Origin of the sequence: Micromonospora aurantiaca ATCC 27029 (genome assembly GCF_000145235.1) — a bacterium.
In the GTDB taxonomy this organism is placed as follows: Bacteria; Actinomycetota; Actinomycetes; order Mycobacteriales; family Micromonosporaceae; genus Micromonospora; species Micromonospora aurantiaca.
Genome location: NC_014391.1, coordinates 1567741 through 1586401, shown reverse-complemented (window position 1 = coordinate 1586401; position 18661 = coordinate 1567741). Strand labels below are relative to the sequence as shown.

Annotated in this window: 12 protein-coding genes; 5 read left to right on the top strand and 7 right to left on the bottom strand. The window is 74.7% G+C overall.

The genetic code is table 11. The features are described from left to right. Positions 1-18: 18 nt before the first annotated feature. The 6 genes from MICAU_RS07600 to MICAU_RS07575 all read right to left on the bottom strand — a co-directional run bounded on the left by MICAU_RS07600 (position 19) and on the right by MICAU_RS07575 (position 6310). Complete coding sequence (locus MICAU_RS07600) at positions 19-282, bottom strand: MrpF/PhaF family protein (protein WP_013284715.1); 264 nt, start codon at positions 280-282, stop codon at positions 19-21. Continuing rightward, entirely contained in the window at positions 279-929 is a 651-nt protein-coding gene (locus tag MICAU_RS07595; RefSeq protein WP_013284714.1) for a Na+/H+ antiporter subunit E, read from the bottom strand. Before MICAU_RS07595 ends, MICAU_RS07600 begins: the two co-directional genes overlap by 4 nt. Further along, positions 926-2431 carry a Na+/H+ antiporter subunit D gene (locus tag MICAU_RS07590; protein ID WP_013284713.1) on the bottom strand — a complete coding sequence of 502 codons (1506 nt, stop codon included), beginning with the start codon at positions 2429-2431 and terminating at the stop codon, positions 926-928. Before MICAU_RS07590 ends, MICAU_RS07595 begins: the two co-directional genes overlap by 4 nt. Then, positions 2428-2910: a Na(+)/H(+) antiporter subunit C gene (locus MICAU_RS07585; RefSeq protein ID WP_013284712.1), complete on the bottom strand. Its 483-nt coding sequence runs from the start codon at positions 2908-2910 to the stop codon at positions 2428-2430. The genes MICAU_RS07590 and MICAU_RS07585 overlap by 4 nt, the downstream gene beginning before the upstream one ends. Continuing rightward, positions 2907-5741 (bottom strand): Na+/H+ antiporter subunit A, encoded by a 2835-nt coding sequence (locus MICAU_RS07580; protein ID WP_013284711.1) that lies wholly within the window; start codon positions 5739-5741, stop codon positions 2907-2909. Before MICAU_RS07580 ends, MICAU_RS07585 begins: the two co-directional genes overlap by 4 nt. A gap of 245 nt (positions 5742-5986) precedes the next feature. Further along, positions 5987-6310, bottom strand: coding sequence for a hypothetical protein (locus tag MICAU_RS07575; RefSeq protein ID WP_013284710.1), 324 nt, complete (start codon positions 6308-6310; stop codon positions 5987-5989). Between the two features lie 252 nt (positions 6311-6562). Here MICAU_RS07575 and MICAU_RS07570 point away from each other — a divergent pair, with 252 nt between their 5' ends. Genes MICAU_RS07570 through MICAU_RS07565 form a run of 3 tightly spaced genes read left to right on the top strand, consistent with a single transcriptional unit; the run spans position 6563 to position 12184 of the window. Continuing rightward, on the top strand, positions 6563-11185 hold the full coding sequence (locus MICAU_RS07570) for an Lhr family helicase (protein WP_041798860.1): 4623 nt from the start codon (positions 6563-6565) through the stop codon (positions 11183-11185). A gap of 40 nt (positions 11186-11225) precedes the next feature. Continuing rightward, entirely contained in the window at positions 11226-11369 is a 144-nt protein-coding gene (locus MICAU_RS32640; protein WP_013284708.1) for a hypothetical protein, read from the top strand. Continuing rightward, positions 11366-12184 (top strand): SAM hydrolase/SAM-dependent halogenase family protein, encoded by an 819-nt coding sequence (locus tag MICAU_RS07565; RefSeq protein ID WP_013284707.1) that lies wholly within the window; start codon positions 11366-11368, stop codon positions 12182-12184. Before MICAU_RS32640 ends, MICAU_RS07565 begins: the two co-directional genes overlap by 4 nt. 83 nt (positions 12185-12267) lie before the next feature. Here the strand turns inward: MICAU_RS07565 and MICAU_RS07560 are convergent, their stop codons facing one another. Then, a complete protein-coding gene (locus MICAU_RS07560; protein ID WP_013284706.1) occupies positions 12268-13518 on the bottom strand; it encodes a DUF8814 domain-containing protein in 1251 nt (416 codons plus the stop codon). A 109-nt stretch (positions 13519-13627) separates the two neighbouring features. Between MICAU_RS07560 and MICAU_RS07555 the strand changes: the two genes are divergently transcribed. Further along, positions 13628-14449, top strand: coding sequence for a DNA-formamidopyrimidine glycosylase family protein (locus MICAU_RS07555; RefSeq protein ID WP_013284705.1), 822 nt, complete (start codon positions 13628-13630; stop codon positions 14447-14449). Positions 14450-14579: 130 nt separating this feature from the next. Next, positions 14580-18239 carry a fibronectin type III domain-containing protein gene (locus MICAU_RS07550; RefSeq protein ID WP_013284704.1) on the top strand — a complete coding sequence of 1220 codons (3660 nt, stop codon included), beginning with the start codon at positions 14580-14582 and terminating at the stop codon, positions 18237-18239. Positions 18240-18661: the final 422 nt, after the last annotated feature.

The window sequence follows — 18661 nt, the reverse complement described above, 5'->3', positions numbered from 1 at the left end:
CCGGCTCACTCCTCGCGCTCACGCTTCAGCCCGGACCGCGAAGCGCACCAGCGACACCGAACCGATGAAGCCGAGCAGCGAGAGCACCACCAGCACGGGCAGCGTGGTGGCGTGCCGGTTCACAGCGGCCTCCGCCCCCACCGCGGCGAGCATCGCCGACAGCAGCAGGTCGGCGCCGACGACCCGGTCGAGCAGGGACGGGCCCCGGTAGATCCGGGCCAGGGCGAGCAGCGCGGTGGCCGAGAGCAGCACGGTCAACGCGACGGCGAGCAGGACTGTCACTGATGGTTCCTCCGTTCGGCGGGTTCGAGGTCGAGCCGGCGTACCTCGTCGGGAGATCCGATGGCGCGGACGATGCGCCGTTCGACGGCGAGCACGCGCTGGCGGCTCTCGGCCAGGTCGTCGGGTCCGCGTACGTCGAGCACGTGCACGTAGAGCACGCCTGCGGCCCGGTCGACGTCGAGGATCAGCGTGCCCGGCACCAGCGAGATCACCTCGGCGGTGAGCGCCAGGTTGAGATCGGTACGTACGCGCAGCGGCACCGCGATGATCGCGCCGCGCGGGCGGTAGCCGAAGCGCAGCGCCACGGCTGCCACGTGCACGCTGGCGCTGACCAGCTCCGCGACGAACGTCGCAGCGAACACCAGCAGCGCGCGGGGGCGTACCCGGCCACCGAACGTGACCGGCGGCAGCGGGAAGAACAGCAGCACCGCCACACCGATCACCAGGCCGGCGACCAGGTTGCCCCAGGACACGTCGCCCCACAGCAGCATCCAGGCGACGACCAGCCAGCCGAGCGCGACCGCCTGGTCCCGCCGCCGCCCGCCCCGCCCGACGGTCGGCACCGGCGCGTCCGGGGCGGGCGCCGCACGGGGTACGCCGGCGGGATCACCGGTCGCGCCCCCGCCCGGGGGCAGGTCGTCGGTCACGGCACGTCCCGGGGCAGGACCGCCCGCACGTACGGGGTGCGCTCGCGCAGGTCGGTGGCCGCGTCCGCGGTGACCTGGAACAGCGGCCCGGCCGCCAGCGTGAACAGCACGCCCAGCGCCACCAGGGCGGTGGTGGCCCCGACCATCATTCCGGGCAGCCGGGCCGGCGGGTTGGTGGTGGCCAGCCGGGGCGCCCGCCAGAACGCGATGTTCCACACCCGGGAGGCCGCGTAGAGCGTGAGCAGGCTGGTCAGCGTGCCGGCCGCGACCAGCACGGCGGGCAGCGTCCCGCCTGCGGCCACGCCGGCCTGGAGCAGGCCGAGTTTGCCGAGGAAGCCGGAGAACGGCGGGATGCCGGCGAGGTTCATCGCGGGGACGAAGAAGAGCACGCCGAGCATCGGGGCGATCCGCGCCAGGCCGCCGATCCGGCGCAGGTCGGTGCTGCCGGCGCGTTCCTCGACCAGGCCGGCGACCAGGAACAGCGTGGTCTGGATGGTGATGTGGTGCACCACGTAGAAGATCGCCCCGGACAGGCCGGCGACGCTGCTCAGCGCCACCCCGAAGATCATGTAGCCGATGTGGCTGACGAGCGTGAAGGACAGCAGCCGCTTCAGGTCCGACTGGGCCACCGCGCCGAGGATGCCGACCACCATGGTCAGCCCGGCCACCACCATCAGCAGCGTGGCGACCTGGCCGCCGGGGAACAGCAGCGTCTCCGTGCGGATGATCGCGTACACGCCGACCTTGGTGAGCAGGCCGGCGAAGACCGCCGTGACCGGGGCGGGCGCGGTCGGGTAGCTGTCCGGCAGCCACGCCGACAGCGGGAACACCGCCGCCTTGATCCCGAACGCGAGCAGCAGCGTCAGTTGCAGGGTCAGGCGTACGCCGGACGGCAGCGCGTCCAGCCGGCCGGCGAGCTGCGCCATGTTCAGCGTGCCGGTGGCCGCGTACACCAGCCCCACGGCGGACAGGAACAGCAGCGACGACAGGATGCTGACCACCACGTACGTCGATCCGGTCCGCAACCGCACCTCGGTGCCGCCCAGCGTGATCAGCACGAAGCTCGCGGCCAGCAGGATCTCGAAGCCGACGAACAGGTTGAACAGGTCCCCGGCCAGGAAGGCGTTCGTCACGCCCGCGGTCAGCACCAGGTACGTGGGGTGGAAGATGCTCACCGGCGCGGTCTCCCCGGTCTCCCCCCGGCCCTGGCCGATCGAGTAGAGCAGCACGCACAGCGTCACCGCCGAGGAGACGAGCACCATCAGCGCCGCCAGCTGGTCCGCCACCAGCACGATGCCCACCGGCGCCGGCCAGCCGCCCACCTGCACCACCACCGGCCCGAACCGGTACGCCTGCACCAGCAGCACCGCCGCCACCACCAGGACGCTGGACAGGCAGAGCACGCTGATCGACCGCTGCAGGCGGGGGCGGCCGGACAGCAGGAGGGTGAGCGCCGCGCCGAGCAGCGGCACCACCACCGGCAGCGGGACGAGGGCGCTCATGGTTTCTCACCGTCCCGGTGCAGCCGGCGGCGCGCCGGCTCCGGGTCGACCTGTTCCGGGTCCTCGTCCGGGCCCTCGCCGCCGAGGTCGGCCGTGGACACCTCGTTGCTCTCGGCGAGCCGGACGATCTGCCGGTCCTCCAGGTCGTCCTGCACCTCGTCGTCGCCGCTGGTGTACCAGCTCCGGTAGGCGACAGCGAGCAGGAACGCGGTCAGCCCGAACGTGATCACCACGGCGGTGAGCACCATGGCCTGCGGCAGCGCGTCGCTCATCTCGCCCTGCGAGGTGGAACCGACGAGCGGGGCGGCGCCGGACCGCCCGCCGAGCAGGATGAGCAGGTTCACGCCGTTGCCGAGCAGGATGATGCCGAGCAGGATCCGGGTCAGGCTGCGTTCCAGCAGCAGCGTGACACCGGCGGCGACGAGCACCCCGACCGCCAGCACCAGCACCAGCGTCGGCCCGGCCGCACCGCGCGTCATGACTGACCCTCGCGCTGGACGACCAACCTGCGCCCCGCCTCGCCCGCCGCCTCCACGTGCCGGTCCACCTCGGCGCCCAGGCTCCGCAGGATGTCGAGCACCAGCCCGACCACCACCAGGTACACGCCGATGTCGAAGAACAGCGACGTGACCAGGTAGAAGTCGCCGACCACCGGCAGCCACAGGTTGACCTTGACGCTCTGGAGCACCTCACCGGTGAGCGCCAGGCCGAGCACGCCGCTGCCGACCGAGATGCCCAGGCCCGCGCCGAGCACGGTGCCGGCCCCGACCGGCGCCGCCTCGGCCAGCTCGTACCGGCCGCCGGCCAGGTAGCGCAGGGCCAGCGCGAGGCCGGCGACGAGCCCGCCGGAGAAGCCGCCGCCGGGGGCGTTGTGCCCGGAGAAGAGCAGGAACAGCGAGAAGATCAGGACGGTGTGGAAGATCAGCCGGGTGACCACCTCGAACACGATCGAGCGCCGCCGTTCCGGCAGCGTCTGCCCGCCGCGCAGCCACACCGTGCGCCGGTCCCCGGCGCGCAACGCGGCCGGTGGGGGACGGCGGGGCCGTGGCCCGGTGCGGGAACGCTCGTAGATCAGGCTGGCCACGCCGGTCGCGGTCACCACGAGCACCGAGATCTCCCCCATCGTGTCCCAGGCCCGGATGTCGACGAGCGTCACGTTCACGACGTTGCGGCCGTACCCCTCGATCAAGGCCAGGTCCGGGAAGTCGGCAGAGATCGACGGCGCCCGCCGTGCCCCGGCCGCGGCCAGCGCCAGACCGGCCATCACCACACCGGCGGCGATCCCGATGCCGCGCCGGACCCAGCGGCTGCGGCGCAGCGGCCGCGCCGAGAACCGCTCCGGCAGCCGCCGCAGCACCAGCACGAACACGGCGATCGTCGCGGTCTCCACCAGGAACTGGGTCAGTGCCACGTCCGGCGCGCCGTAGAGGACGAACATCATCGCGGTGCCGTAGCCGGTCACGCCGACGAGCAGCATCGCGGTGAGCCGGCGGCGCGCGCCGACCGCGAGCAGCGCGGCGACCGCGATCACCACGCAGACCACGAGCTGGGCCGGGTTGTCCCAGGGCGCCAGGTCGACCCGCCACGGCGTGGTGGCGATCATCGCCCCGCCCGGCACGAACACCAGCACGAGCAGCACCGTGCCGAGGTACTGCGGCAGCGAGCCGCGCTGGGTGGCGCCGGTGACCTCGATGGCGAGCCGGTCGAAGGCGTGCGTCACCCACTCGTACCCCTGGTTGCCGCCCACCGGCGAGCGCAGCCGGGCCAGCGCGGGCGCCAGCGGGCCGCGGACCAGGTGCAGCACCACACCGCCGGCCAGCACGAGGGCGGACAGGCCGAGCGCCGCCGTGGGTCCGTGCCAGAGCGCCAGGTGCTCCTCGACCGGTCCGAACAGCTCGGCGTACGGCTCGAACAGGCCGCTCAGCCACCCGGCCGCCGGACCGGCGGCGAGCCCGGCCACGGCGAGCAGCGCCGGGGGTACGAGCATCGCGGCGGGTGGGCGGGCCAGCTCGGTGTCCGGCGTGCCGGGCCGGGTGCCGAACGCGCCCCAGAGGAACCGGATGCTGTACGCGACGGTGAGCGCGCTGCCCACCACCAGCACGGTCAGCACCAGCGGATCACCGGTGAACGCGGCGAGCGCCGCCTCCTTCCCGACGAACCCGAGCAGCGGCGGCACCCCGGCCATCGAGGCGGCGGCCAGCGTGGCGACGACGGCCAGCACCGGCGCGGTCCGCCTGACCCCGGACAGCTCCCGCAGGTCACGGGTGCCGGCCTCGTGGTCGAGGATGCCGACGACCAGGAACAGTGCCGCCTTGAACAGGGCGTGTGCCGCCAGCATCGCCACCCCGGCCAGCGCCGCCTTCGGGGTGCCCGCGCCGAACACCACTGTGAGCAGGCCGAGCTGGCTGACCGTCCCGTACGCCAGCAGCAGCTTCAGGTCGGTCTGCCGCAGCGCCGCCCAGCCGCCGATGACGAGCGTGACCAGTCCGGCGACCACGGTGACCGGCCGCCACCCGTCGACCGGGGCGAGCACCGGGCCGAGCAGTCCGATGAGGAAGATGCCGGCCTTCACCATCGCCGCCGCGTGCAGGTACGCGCTCACCGGCGTCGGGGCGGCCATCGCCACCGGCAGCCAGGCGTTGAACGGGAACACCGCGGACTTCGCCAGCGCCCCGGCGAGGATCAGCAGCACGGCGACGACCAGGTACCCGCCGCCGGGCAGCGGCGCCGCCGCCACCGCCGACCACCGGTAGCCCCCGGCGTGGTGGCCGAGCAGCAGGAACCCGACGAGCATTGCCAGCCCGCCCAGCGTCGTCACTGTCAGCGCCTGCGCGGCGGCCCACCGGCTGGACCGGCGCTCGGTGCCGTGCCCGATGAGCAGGTACGAGAAGACGGTGGTCAGTTCCCAGAACACGTAGAGCAGCAGCAGGTCGTCGGAGACGACGAGGCCGAGCATCGCCCCGGCGAAGGCGACCATGACGGCGGCGAAGCGGGCCAGCCCGGTGGACCCGGGCGGGAAGTAGCGGGCGGAGTAGACCAGCACCAGCGCGCCGACGCCGCCGACGAGCAGCAGCATCAGCCAGGACAGCGTCGTGACGCGCAGCGCCACGTCGAGCTGGAGCTGCGAGATCCAGGGGTACGTCTCGACCACCGCGCCGCCGTCGCGTACCGCCCCTGTGTGCGCCGCCGCCCAGACCGCTGTGGCGGCCGGGGCGAGCGCCAGCATCAGGCAGGCGCGCGGACCCCACCGGCGGACCAGCAGCGGGGCGAGCAGCGCCGCCACCAGGTGCACGATCAGCAGGACGAGCACGCGTACTCCCGGTCGAGGTGACAGCGCGCGAACACGCTGGTGTCACAACCGATCACACGCCACAGAGGCACCGAACCGGGCGGTTTTCCCCAAAACCCACCCTCACCTCACCGGCCCACCCGACGTGCGCCCGCCCCGTCGCCCGGTGATCAAGGAGTTCGTGTCCGGGAACGCGCCGGCATCCGCCGCAAACTCCTTGATCACCAAAGTGGCGGGGGTGAGGAGGGGCGGTGGGAGGGGTGGGGTCAGGGGGTGGCGTTGGGGGTGGCCAGCTGGCGGGCAGCGCGGTCGACGGCGCGCTGGGCGGCGACCAGGGAGCGCAGCGGCAGCCGGGCGTCCCGGCTCTCCCGGCGCTGGACGAAGTAGTGCACAGCGGCCCGGACCCGGGCGCGGTCGGCGGCACTCGACCGGGCGGTCGCGAGGATCATCTCGCGCAGCCGCGCGGCCAGCTCCTCGGCCAGCTCCAGATCGGGACCGTGCAGCGCGGCGCGGAGCGCGGCCAGCCGACTGTCGACCTTGCGGATAAGCACGTCGGTTCCGGAGCCCAGGCCTCGTTCCTCGACGGTCATCCACGCCTCCACCCCACGCCGCATCGCGAGTGAAGTTACTTTATGTTGCAGCCCACAAGCAAGCAGTTAAGTAAGACTTAACGGAATAATCGCCCATTCCATTCTTGGGCTGCTGCGGGCGGGACGGAACGGTCCGGCGGCGGGCCGGATGTCACACCCGCGCGGCAGGATGGGAGCGTGGCGGACGAGGTGACCCCGTCAGGCGGGTCGGGCGGGTCGGGCAGGTCGGGCGGGTCAGGCAGGTCAGGCGGGGTGCTGGCGGAGTTCGGCGCGGCGACCCGGGAGTGGTTCACCGCGGCCTTCGCCGCGCCCACCCCGGCCCAGGAGGGCGCCTGGCGCTCGGTGGCCGCCGCCCGCAACGCCCTCGTCGTCGCGCCGACCGGCTCCGGCAAGACGCTCGCGGCGTTCCTCTGGTCGCTCGACCGGCTCGCCAAGGAGCCGCCGCCGGCCGATCCCCGGCGCCGCTGCCGGGTGCTCTACGTCAGCCCGCTCAAGGCACTCGCCGTCGACGTGGAACGCAACCTGCGCGCCCCGCTCACCGGCATCCGCCAGGCCGCCTCCCGGCTCGGCCTGGTCCCGCCGGACGTCACCGTCGGCATGCGGACCGGCGACACCCCGGCCGACGAGCGCCGGGCCTTCGCCCGCACCCCGCCGGACATCCTCATCACCACACCCGAGTCGCTGTTCCTGCTGCTCACCTCCGCCGCCCGCGACTCGCTGCGCGGCGTCGACACGGTGATCGTGGACGAGGTGCACGCGGTCGCCGGCACCAAGCGCGGCGCGCACCTGGCGCTGTCCCTGGAACGGCTCGACGCGCTGCTGGAGCGGCCCGCGCAACGGATCGGACTGTCCGCCACCGTCCGGCCGATCGACGTGTGCGCCCGCTTCCTCGGCGGCGCGCGCCCGGTCGACGTGGTGCAGCCGCCGGCGAACAAGACCATCGAGGTCAGCGTCCAGGTTCCGGTGGAGGACATGACGCGCCTCGACGAGCAGGAGCCGCCGGAGGACGACCTGGGCGGCCTCGCGCCCCGCCGCCCCTCGATCTGGCCGGCGGTCGAGGAACGCGTGTTCGCGCTGATCCGTGCGCACCGGTCCACGATCGTGTTCACCAACTCCCGGCGCAGCGCCGAACGCCTCTGCGCCCGCCTCAACGAGCTGGCCGCCGAGGAGGTCGAGGCGGCGTCCGCCCCGGAGGGCAGCCGCGTGGCCCGGGGCGGGGAGCCGGTGCGCGTATCCGATCTGCTGCCCGGCGCCGACGGCCCGCCGGCCGGCGACGGCGCCGGGCCGGTGCGTGCGCCTCGGCAGCCGGCGGAGGTGATGGCGCAGTCCGGCGCGGCGGCCGGGGCGCCGGCGGTGATCGCGCGGGCGCACCACGGCAGCGTGTCCCGGGAGGAGCGCAAGCAGATCGAGGAGGCGCTCAAGTCCGGCCGGCTGCCCGCCGTGGTCGCCACGTCCAGCCTGGAGCTGGGCATCGACATGGGCGCTGTCGACCTGGTGGTGCAGATCGAGGCGCCGCCGAGCGTGGCGGCCGGGCTGCAACGGGTCGGCCGGGCCGGGCACCAGGTCGGCGCGGTCTCGCGCGGCGTCGTCTTCCCCAAGCACCGGGGCGACCTGCTCTCCTGCACTGTGGTGGCCGAGCGGATGGGCGCCGGGGCGATCGAGGAGCTGCACTACCCGCGCAACCCGCTGGACGTGCTGGCCCAGCAGATCGTGGCGATGGTGGCGCTGGAGCCGTGGCGGCTCGGCGACCTGGCGGTGCTGGTCCGGCGGGCGGCGCCGTTCGCGGAGCTGCCCGACTCGGCGCTGCACGCGGTGCTCGACATGCTCTCCGGGCGTTATCCGTCCACCGCGTTCGCCGAGCTGCGGCCCCGCCTGGTCTGGGACCGCGCCACCGACGTCCTGACCGGCCGGCCCGGCGCCCAGCGGCTCGCCGTGACCAGCGGCGGCACCATCCCCGACCGGGGCCTGTTCGGCGTGTTCCTTGCCGGCGCGGAGCGGGCCGCGCGGGTCGGTGAGCTGGACGAGGAGATGGTCTACGAGTCCCGGGTGGGCGACGTGTTCCTGCTCGGCTCGTCGTCCTGGCGGATCGAGGAGATCACCCCCGACCGGGTGCTCGTCTCCCCCGCGCCCGGTCAGGCGGCCCGGATGCCGTTCTGGAAGGGCGACCAGCTCGGCCGCCCGGTCGAGCTGGGGCGGGCGATCGGCGCCCGGGTCCGGGCGCTGCTGCGGCAGTCCGACGCCGACGCGGTCGCGGCGCTGCGGGCCGGCGGGCTCGACGACTGGGCCGCCGGCAACCTGATGAACTACCTGCGCGAGCAGAAGGCGGCCACCCGGTCGCTGCCGGACGACCGGACGGTGGTGGTCGAACGGTTCCGCGACGAGCTGGGCGACTGGCGGCTCGCCGTGCACTCGGTGCTCGGCGCGCGCGTCAACGGGCCGTGGGCGCTGGCGATCGGCCGCCGGCTGGCCGAGCGGTACGGCGTGGACGCCCAGGTCATGCCCTCCGACGACGGCATCGTGGTGCGCCTGCCGGACACCGCCGAGACGCCGCCCGGCGCCGACGTTGTCGTGTTCGAGCCGGACGAGATCGCCCAGCTCGTCGAGGAGTCGGTGGGCACGTCGGCGCTGTTCGCGTCCCGGTTCCGCGAGTGCGCGGCCCGGTCGCTGCTGCTGCCCCGGCGTGACCCCCGGCGGCGGCAGCCGCTGTGGCAGCAACGCCAGCGCGCCGCGCAACTGCTCGACGTGGCCCGCGAGTACGCCGACTTCCCGGTCACGCTGGAAGCCGCCCGCGAGTGCCTCCAGGACGTCTTCGACCAGCCCGCCCTCGGCGAGCTGATGCGCGACCTGGCCGCCCGCAAGGTACGCCTGGTCGAGGTGGAGTCCGAACGCCCGTCGCCGTTCGCCAGGTCGCTGCTGTTCGGGTACGTCGGCGCGTTCCTCTACGAGGGCGACGCCCCGCTGGCCGAGCGGCGGGCCGCCGCGCTGGCGCTCGACTCCGGCCTGCTCGGCGAGCTGCTCGGCCGGGTCGACCTGCGGGAGCTGCTCGACCCGGAGGTGCTCGCCGAGACCGCGCGCCAACTGCGCTGGCTCACCGAGCAGCGGCGTCCCCGCGACCCGGAGGACGTGGTCGAGCTGCTGCGCGTGGTCGGTGACCTGAGCAGCGCCGAGCTGGCCGAGCGGGGAGTCCCGGAGTCCTGGACCGACGAGCTGGCGGCGGCCCGGCGGGTGCTGCGGGTCCGCATCGCCGGCGAGGACCGCTGGGTGGTCGTCGAGGACGCCGCCCGGCTGCGTGACGCGCTCGGGGTGGCGCTGCCCGTCGGGGTCGCCGAGGCGTACCTCGCGCCGGTGGCCGATCCGCTCGCCGACCTGGTCGCCCGGTACGCCCGCACGCACGGCCCGTTCGCGGCCGCCACCTGCGCGGCCCGGTTCGGGCTCGGCGTGTTCGTGGTGGAGCAGGCGCTGCGGCGGCTCGCCTCGGGCGGCCGGGTGGTCTCCGGGGAGTTCGCCCCGGACACGGTGGGCTCCCAGTGGTGCGACGCGGAGGTGCTGCGCATGCTGCGCCGTCGCTCGCTCGCGGCCCTGCGCCGGGAGATCGAGCCGGTGCCGCCGCGCGCGCTCGCCGCGTTCCTGCCCCGCTGGCAGCAGGTCGGCTCGTCGGCGCGGGGCGTCGAGGCGGTCGCCGCCGCCGTCGAGCAGTTGCAGGGCGTGAGCGTGCCCGCGTCCGCACTGGAACGCCTGGTGCTCCCGGCCCGGGTCGCCGACTACTCCCCCGCCCAGCTCGACGAGCTGTGCGCCGGCGGCGAGGTGGTGTGGGCCGGCGCGGGCGCGATCTCCGGCGGCGACGGGTGGGTGACGCTCGCGTACGCCGACGTGGCGCCGCTGCTGCTCCCGCCGCCGGAGGAGGCACTGACGCTGACCCCGCTGCACGAGTCGGTGCTCGACGCGCTCGCCGACGGGCAGGCGCTGTTCTTCCGCTCGCTGTCCGACCGGGTCGGCGCCACAGACGACGCCGCGCTGTCGGGCGCGGTGTGGGATCTGGTCTGGGCCGGTCACCTCACCAACGACACGCTCGCGCCGCTGCGCGCCGCGCTCGGCGCGGGCGGGGCACACCGGTCCCGGCCGTCGGCGCCGCGCACCCGCTACCGCCGTCCGGGCCGGGTGGCGCTGCCCAGCCGGGGCGGTCCGCCCACCATGGCCGGTCGCTGGTCCCGGCTGCCCGACCGCGACCTCGACCCCACCCGCCGCGCCGCCGCCCTCGCCGACCTGCTGCTGGAACGGCACGGCGTGGTGACCCGGGGCGCGGTCGTGGCCGAGCAGGTCACCGGCGGCTTCGCCGGGGTCTACCCGGTGCTGTCCGCGATGGAGGAACGCGGGGCGGCCCGGCGCGGCTACTTCGTCGAAGGGCTCGGCGCGGCGCAGTTCGCGGTGCCCGGCGCGGTGGACCGCATCCGCGCGCTCGCCGACGACACCCAGGGCCGGGGCGGTCCGACAGTCGTGCTCGCGGCCACCGACCCGGCGAACCCGTACGGCGCGGCGCTGCCCTGGCCGGAGCGCGTGGTCGACTCCGGCGACGGCGCGGCACCGGCCACCGGCCACCGGGCCGGGCGCAAGGCGGGCGCGCTTGTCGTGCTCGTCGGCGGTGACCTGGTGCTCTACGTGGAGCGGGGCGGCCGGACGATCCTGTCGTTCACCGACGACACCGACACGCTCGCCGCGGCCGGCAAGGCACTCGCCGACGCGGTGCACTCCGGTGCGCTCGGCGCGATCTCGGTGGAACGCGCCGACGGCGAGGCCGTGCACGCGTCCCCGCTGCGCGACGCGCTCACCGCCGCCGGTTTCCGCGCCACCCCGCGCGGGCTGCGTCTGCGCGGCTGACCGCCCGGAGTTCCGGGGAGCGGGCACGTAGGGTGGGCCGGTGGCCTCGATCCGGGTACGTCAGGCGCGCGACGAGGACCGTGCCGCGCTGACGGCGCTGCACGAGCGGGAGTGGGGCGGACCGATCGTGGTGGTCCACGAGCTGCGCCTGGCGCGGCACTTCAGCGGGGCGGGCAACACGTGAACGGCACCCCGCGGTGTGTCTCGCTGACCACCGACTACGGGCTGTCCGACGGGTTCGTGGCGGCGTGCCACGGTGTGCTGGCCCGGCTCGCCCCGGCCGTCCGGGTGATCGACGTGACGCACCTGATCCCGGCGGCCGACGTACGCCGGGGCGCGGCGGTACTCGCGCAGACGGTGCCGTACCTGCCGTGGGGCGTGCACGTGGCGGTGGTCGACCCGGGTGTCGGCACGACGCGACGCGGGATCGCGCTCGCCGCGCCCGGCGGACTGCTGGTCGGGCCGGACAACGGGCTGCTGGTCCCGGCCGCGGAGGCGCTCGGCGGAGTGACCGAGGCGGTGGAACTGACCAACCCGGACTGGCTCGGCCCGGTCGTCTCCCGCACGTTCCACGGGCGGGACGTGTTCGCGCCGGTGGCCGCCCGGCTGGCGCTCGGCGCGCCGCCGGCCGAGGCCGGGCCGGCAGTGGACCCGGGCACGCTGGTCCGGCTGCCGGAACCGGTGGTACGCACCGAGCCCGGCGGCTTCAGCGCCGAGGTGCTGACCGTCGACCACTTCGGCAACGTCCAGCTCGCCGCGCCGGGCACGCTGCTCGACGGCCTGCCGTCCCGGGTGCTGGTGAACGGCCACGAGGCGGTCCACGGCCGTACCTTCGGCGACGCGGAACCCGGCGCCCTGGTGGTCTACGTCGACTCCGCCGCCCAGGTCGCGGTAGCGGTGAACACCGGCCGAGCCGCCGACACCATCCGAGCCACCCCAGGCGCCCTGGTCACCATCACCCGCCTCCCCCGCGATCTTGCACTTGGTGCCCCGGCATAACGGGCGAATGCCCCCGGGGCAGGGCCGAAACTGCAAGATCGCGGAGGAGAGGGGGGACGGGCGGGCGAGCGGGGACGGGGGCGTCAGCAGCGGGGGACTGTGCCGCCGTAGATCGAGGACAGGTACGCGTGGCTGACGTAGTTGCCGCCCACCAGGCGGTACCACCTCGTCGTCGTGCGGTACGTGCCGGCGATCCGCTGCCCTGTCACGTAGCACTGCACCGGCACGTGGGCGTACGTGGCGGCCAGGCCCCGGCTCGCGTACGAGGTGCTCGCCCCGGCGCGCAGGTTCAGCGGCCCGGAGCCGACCACCGCCCGCGCCCCGCCGCCGGTCCACAGCAGCGTCACGTCCACCCAGGCGTTGTCGGTGAGCCGCAGCCCGTCCCAGAACGTCCCGTCGGCCAGGTCCAGCCCGGCCGGGTTGCGGACGGTACGGCCGAACTGGTCGCGCCCGCCGTTGTAGCCGTTCTGGTACGCCGCCTGCGCCTCGGGCAGCCCGCGCGGCAGGTCCTTCCAGTTCTCCCTGATCGACGCCGGGTTCCACCAGTCGTCGCGGGTGTTCCACGGGCCGACGTCCCACACCGGGGCGTACTCGCAGCGGCTGCCGTTCGTCGTGCAGACCTTGACGGTGTAGTCGCCGGTGTTGCGCGGGGACAGGCCGCGCCGGGTGGGCAGCGCCGCGAAGTGGTCCCGGGTACGCACCGTGTGCCCGTTGGCGGTGATGCCGCCGACCAGGCCGATCCGGGTCGCGTACACCCGGTACTTGAGCGCGGCGGCCGGCTGGACCGCCGTGGTGGCGACCTTGTCGGCGGCCAGGGTCAGGCCGGTGACGGTGGCCTCCGACGCGCTGCCGCTTGTGGTCAGCACGACGCGCGCCTGCACCCGGCTGACCGGTGCGTCGAACACCGCCTCGGTGGCGTCGCGCCACTCGGTCCAGCCTCGGCCACGCCAGCCGCGTACCTGTGCCACCGCCGTACCCCCGTCGCCGGTGCGGGCGGCGAACTGCGCGCGTACCCGGGTCGCGGGCCGGTCCAGGGTGCGCGGCGCGGACAGCAGGATGCCCTCGGCGACCGGTCCGCCGACGGCGGCCGGGCGGGTGCGGGCGTTGGGCCGGGGGTCGGCGAGCCGCAGGCGGCCGGACCGCCAGGCGACGTTGACGTCGTCGCCGCCGGCGACGGCGAGGTCGACGGACCAGCGTTCAGGGCCGGGCACGGCGGCGCGGGACGGTACGGCGGTGGGCGGGGGCGCGGCCGACGCGGGCGTGCCGGGCAGTCCGGCGGCCACGGTGAGCAGGGCGGTCAGGGCGACGACGGTACGACGTCGTGAAGGTGCCATCAGCATTCTCCTCAGAACCCCCTGATCGTTGCGTTTCCGCAGATCAAGTGGAACCTCAGTACAAATAGCGACACATGCGAATTCTGCTCGGCCGGGGGACAATGGCCGGGTGCCCGAAGGCGACACCGTCTGGAACACCGCACGCGTCCTGCAACGCGCGCTCGCCGGGGCCCGGCTCACCGGGTCCGACTTCCGCGTGCCGCAACTCGCCACCACCGACCTGACCGGCTGGACCGTGCGCGAGTCGGCCAGCCGGGGCAAACACCTGCTGCTGCGCCTCACCCGCACCGACGCCGAGCCGTGGACGCTGCACTCGCATCTGCGGATGGACGGCGCCTGGCGGGCGTACGCCCCGGGTGAGCGCTGGAGCGGACGGCCCGCGCACCTGATCCGGGTGGTGCTGCGCTCCCCCGCCGCCGTCGCCGTCGGCTACCACCTGCACGAGCTGGCGCTGGTGCCGACGGCCGAGGAGGAGTCGCTCGTCGGCCACCTCGGCCCGGACCTGCTCGGCCCGGACTGGGACGCCGACGAGGCGGTCCGCCGGCTCGCGGCCGACCCGGACCGCACAATCGGTGAGGCGCTGCTCGACCAGCGCAACCTGGCCGGGGTGGGCAACCTCTACAAGTGTGAGGTGCTGTTCCTGCGCGGCGTGTCGCCGTGGACGCCGGTGGGCGCGGTGCCGGACCTGACCGGCACCGTCGCGCTGGCCCAGCGGCTGCTCGCGGCCAACCGGGGCCGCTGGACGCAGAGCACCACAGGAGTGCTGCACCGGGGCGGGACCAGCTACGTCTACGGCAGGCGGGCGCAGCCGTGCCGCCGCTGCGGGACGGCCATCCGCAAGGAGGAACTGGGCGAACGGGTCACCTACTGGTGTCCGGCCTGCCAGCCCGGCGTGGAACTTCCACGAAACGCCCAAGATCGGCCGAGATAGGGACGATTGGGTACTTCCGCCTCACCCCTGTGACGTCGCATGCTGCGGTGGACCGCTCACGGATCGTCAGCAGCGCGTACGCCCGCCACGCCGGGGTGTCGGCCGGCGCGCCCCGACCCCGGGGAGAGCCATGGTGCTGTTCCGCCGCAGCCGGCCCGGACGCCCGGACCGCGCCGCCGTCGTCGCCATCGCCGAGGAGACCGCGCCCACCGGTGACCCGACGCCGGCCGGTTCCGTCGCGCCCGCCGTTCCGGCCGCTCGCGGCAGTGACGAGGAACCCGGCGGCGGCCCGGCGCCTGCGAGCCTGGACCCGGCCGCCGTCCCGCGCCTGTTCGGCCCGGTGCCGAACACCGCCGCCAGCCCGCTGCCCACGCTCGACCCGGACGGCCGCCCGGTACCCGGCACCGGCATCCGCAAGTTCGTCGACCCGCTGCCGCTCCCCGGGCAGCCGGCCACCGCCGGGCTCGGCGCCCGCCTGCCCGTCGCCGTCCCGGACACCATCACCTGGCCGGGCTGCGACTACTACGAGATCGGCCTCCAGGAGTACGCGCAGCGCCTGCACCGCGACCTGCCCGCCACCCGGCTGCGCGGCTACCGCCAGCTCAACCTGGGCACCGACGCCTCCGGGCACAACACTGTCGGCCCGCCCGACCGCCCCTGGCACCTCGGCCCGATGATCGTGGCCCGGCGGGGCCGCCCGGTGCGGATCAAGTTCATCAACCAGCTCCCCACCGGACGGGCCGGGGAGCTGTTCCTGCCCGTGGACGAGACGGTCGACGGCGCGGGAGCCGGACCGCTCGACGGTCCCGCCCCGTACCCGCAGAACCGCGCCGTACCGCACCTGTCCGGCGCGCAGACCGGGTGGATCAGCGCCGGCAACCCGTGGCAGTGGTTGACCCCGGCCGGCGAGATCACCCCGTACCCGACGGGTGTGGGTGTGACGCCGGTGCCGGACATGCCGCCGCCCGGCGCGGGCGCCACCACGCTGTACTTCCCGAACGGCCAGAGCGGCCGGCTCATGTGGCTGCACGACAACACGCTCGGCCTGTCCCGGCTCACCGTCTACTCCGGGCAGATCGCGCTCTACCTGCTCACCGACCCGGCCGAGGAACGGCTCGTCGACGACGGCGTGCTGCCCGCCGACCAACTCCCGCTGGTGATCGAGGACAAGACGTTCGTACCCGACGACGCGCAGCTCGCCGCCCAGGACCCCACCTGGGACCGGGACCGCTGGGGCGCCAAGGGCAGCCTGTGGCACCCGCACGTCTACCAGCCGCGGCAGAACCCGTACCGGCTCACCGGCACCAACCCGACCGGGCGCTGGGACTACGGACCGTGGACCCACGACCCGGACGGCGGCGCCAGCCCGTGGGTCGCCCCGGTGCCGAACCCGCACCACGACCCCGACACCGACCCGGACGAGCCGCCGCTGGTACCGGGCGTGCCGCACCCGTCGGCGGTCCCCGACGCGTACGGCGACACTCCGCTCGTCAACGGCGTCGCATACCCGTACCTGGAGGTCGCGCCGCGGGCGTACCGGTTCCGGATCCTCAACGCCTGCGCGGACCGCGCGCTCAACCTCCAGCTCTACCGGGCCGCCTCCGACGCGCCGATGTGGGCCGAGGACGGCAGCCCGGCCGACCCGGACGCCGGTGAGGTGCCGATGGTCGAGGCGGTACGCGCCCCCGGACGGCCCGCGTACTGGCCCGCGGACGGGCGCGACGGCGGCGTGCCCGACCCGGCCGCCGCCGGACCCGAGATGATCCAGATCGGCAACGAGGGCGGCCTGCTCCCCGCCCCCGTGGTGCTGACCAACCGGCCGGTGGACTACCGGTACGACAGGCAGGACCCGACGGTGCTCAACGTGGACGGGCACGCGCTGCTGCTCGCCCCCGGCGAACGGGCCGACGTGGTGGTGGACTTCTCCACTGTGCCGCCCGGCAGCACGCTCATCCTCTACAACGACTGCCCCGCGCCGCTGCCCCGGTTCGACACCCGCTACGACCACCACACCGGGGCACCCGACCGGACCGCCGCCGGTGGTCTGCCGCCGACCCGCCCCGGGTACGGCCCGAACACCCGTACCCTGCTCCAGATCCGGGTCACCGGCACCCCCGCGCAGCCGTACGACACCCGGCGGCTCGCCGAGCGGCTACCCGGGGCGTACGCCCGCAGCCAGCCGCCGCCGATCGTGCCGCAACCCGCGTACGACACCGCGATCGGCACCTCCACCCCGCGCCCGACGCTCGTCGCCGCGCGGGCCACCTCGGTCACGTTCACCCCGGCGGGCGCGACCGCCCCGGTCACGTTGCCGCTGGCCGTGAAGTCGGTCGGGCAGGTGTTCGAGGCCCGGCACGGCCGCGCCGTGGGGCGCCTCGGCGTCGGCCACCCGGTCGCCGGACCACTCGCCCCGGCCACGCTACCGCTGGGACCGGCCGACCCGGCCACCGAGGTCCTGCACGCCACCGACCCGGCGGTGGCGGTCGGCGCGCCCGGCGACGGCACGCAGCTCTGGCGGATCGTCGGGGACGCCCCGCGCACCCATCCGGTGCACATCGAGGGCTGCGACGTACAGCTCGTCAACCGGGTCGGCTGGGACGGCACGGTCCGCGCGCCCGACCCGGGCGAGCTGGGCTGGAAGGACACCGTCCGGGTCAACCCCCGGGAGGACGTCGTGGTGGCGCTGCGTCCCGTCCCACCAGCCCTGCCGTTCAAGATCGGCGACAGCGTACGGCTGCTCGACCCGACCCGCCCGGCCGGCGCACGGCTGGACGCCGGTCCGGTCAGCCCGGTCGACGGCCGCCCCGCGGTCGTGGTCAACCAGCTGGTCAACCTCGGCTGGGAGTACCGCTGGCAGACCCGCTCGGCCGGACTCCGCGACCAGGGCATGAGCCGGCCGCTGGTGGTGCGCGTGGCACCCAAGGCGCCGACCGGCCTCACCGCCACCCCGGCACCCGGCAGCGCCACCGCGCTCCCCGCCATCGCGCTGACCTGGACCGGCAACGGCAGCCGGCCCGTACCCACCAGCCACCGGCTGCAACGCGCCACCGACAGCACCTTCACCACCGGACTGACCGAGATCACGGTGGCCGCCACCGCCACCCGGTACACCGACGCCACAGTCACCCCCGGCGTCACCTACCACTACCGGATCCGTGCCGAGAACGCGGTGAGCTGCTCGTCCTGGTCCAACGCCGTACCGGCGGCGGTGCACCTGTCCGCGCCGACCCGGGTGACAGCGGTGCTGCCGCCGACCGGGCCGCTGCGGGTGGCGCTGCGCTGGGCCAACCACTCCTTCGCCACAGGCGTGGACGTGCAGCGGGCCACGAACCCGACGTTCACCAGCGGTCCGGGCACCACGGCCATCGCCGTGGGCGAGTCCCACGTGGACCCGGCCGTCGCGCCGGACACCACGTACTACTACCGGGTACGCACGACGTACCTGGGCGCCGCCTCGCCCTGGTCGACTGTGGCCACCGTGACCACGCCGGCCCGGCCGGTCGCGCCCACCGGCGTGAGCGTCACCGCGAGCGTGTCCGGGCCGGACACCGCCAGCGTGACGGTGACCTGGTCGGCGCCGACGCCGGCCGGACCGGGCGCCGGTTTCGTCGTGCAGCGCGCCACCGACGCCGCCTTCACCCGTGAACCGGCGACGTTCCACGTGACCGGCCGAGGCTTCACCAACACCGGCCTGGCCCGAGGCATGACCTACCACTACCGGGTACGAGCGACAAACGTCGTAGGCACGTCCCCCTGGACCCCCCCAGCCCGAACAACAACCCCCACCTGACCCCGCCCCCATGCGCCTGCCGAGCGTTGATCATGAGGTTAGCGGCAGTTTCAGAGATCAACACCACCGCCAACTTCATGATCGAGCCCGTGGGTCGCCCGCCCGCCGCCCCCTCCCTCCCCCGTGATCAAGGAGTTTGTGTCCGGATCAGGCGCGCATCAGGACACAAACTCCTTGATCACCGGAGTGAGCGGCGCGGGTGGGGTGGGTGGCGGGCGGGCCGGCAAGCCGGGGCGCGAGAGGGCAGGGGCGCCGGGCGGAACGCCGCCCCGGAGTGCCGGAGCCCGGCGATCATGAAGTTGACGGCCGAAATGGAGATCGAAACTGCCGTCAACCTCATGATCGATCGCGCTGGTCGGGCGCGCTTGGACGGTGATCAAGGGGTTTGTGTCGGGATCCGGCTGCGGGGAGGACACAAACTC

Bases quoted from the DNA above. Each gene is read 5' to 3' on its own strand.
- MICAU_RS07550 (WP_013284704.1), top strand. From the start codon at position 14,580: ATGGTGCTGTTCCGCCGCAGCCGGCCCGGACGCCCGGACCGCGCCGCC.
- MICAU_RS07590 (WP_013284713.1), bottom strand. From the start codon at position 2,431: ATGAGCGCCCTCGTCCCGCTGCCGGTGGTGGTGCCGCTGCTCGGCGCG.
- MICAU_RS07585 (WP_013284712.1), bottom strand. From the start codon at position 2,910: ATGACGCGCGGTGCGGCCGGGCCGACGCTGGTGCTGGTGCTGGCGGTC.
- MICAU_RS07575 (WP_013284710.1), bottom strand. From the start codon at position 6,310: ATGACCGTCGAGGAACGAGGCCTGGGCTCCGGAACCGACGTGCTTATC.
- MICAU_RS07560 (WP_013284706.1), bottom strand. From the start codon at position 13,518: ATGGCACCTTCACGACGTCGTACCGTCGTCGCCCTGACCGCCCTGCTC.